Source organism: Halomonas sp. B23F22_20 (assembly GCF_043496985.1).
Classification (GTDB): Bacteria; Pseudomonadota; Gammaproteobacteria; order Pseudomonadales; family Halomonadaceae; genus Halomonas.
In genome coordinates this window covers 1-713 of the sequence record NZ_JBIEKH010000084.1, presented here as the reverse complement: position 1 = coordinate 713, position 713 = coordinate 1, and the positions used below count along the sequence as shown (strand labels likewise).

The 713-nt window shown below is 44.0% G+C and carries 2 protein-coding genes; both read right to left on the bottom strand.

The genetic code is table 11. The features are described from left to right. On the bottom strand, positions 1–457 hold a 457-nt coding region (locus ACGTN6_RS20680), incomplete at its 3' end, for a DMT family transporter (RefSeq protein ID WP_394594950.1). Positions 458–475: 18 nt separating this feature from the next. Continuing rightward, positions 476–713: hypothetical protein (locus ACGTN6_RS20675; protein ID WP_394594948.1), on the bottom strand; the 238-nt coding region annotated here is incomplete at its 5' end.

Here is a 713-nt window from a genome sequence, read left to right as displayed (position 1 = left end):
ATAAGGAAATCGAGCCCTGCACGTCTGGAAACAAGCCGATTACAAGCGTGCACCCGACTAGTGTCGTGAGTAAAGCGGTGATTTTGCGTAGCGTCAGAGCTTCTTTGAATAAGAAAAAGGACAAAATCGTCACAAAAGCGGGCGCTGTATATAATAGAACAAACGCGATCGAAATGGACGTGACCTCCATCGCACTGAACAAACACCAGTTGAAGAGAACGATGCTGATGATGCCTGTTCCGATAAAGTAGCGGCTATCGGATAGACGAATTTTAAAGAGCCGTACATTTTTCCAAGCAACGTACGCACTCATAAATAGGGAAGCCATAGTTACACGTAACGTGACCACTTGGATGGGGGTGAAGCCTTTCTCGTATAAGTACGATACAAAGATACCAATGATTCCCCAAAGAGAGGCACCTAAGGCGATTGATAATAACGCGCTGCGTTGGTTCAAGTGAATCCCTCCGTTCTTCTACCCTTCATAACATTTCTCATACTGCTCCTCCATCAGGAAACTCTGACAAGCATATCCTCGGTCGTGATAGATCTCCTTCCCGATTTCTAAATCAATACTTTGATTCTCCTCCGGGTAATTCGGTTCTTTATTCGTAATGGAAAGAGTCTGGTCATCTTTCCATTCTAACGAAAAGTGACTCTTCGCATCGCTATAATAAATGACCTCCTTTTCGTTATCCTGCTCATGATTCGTA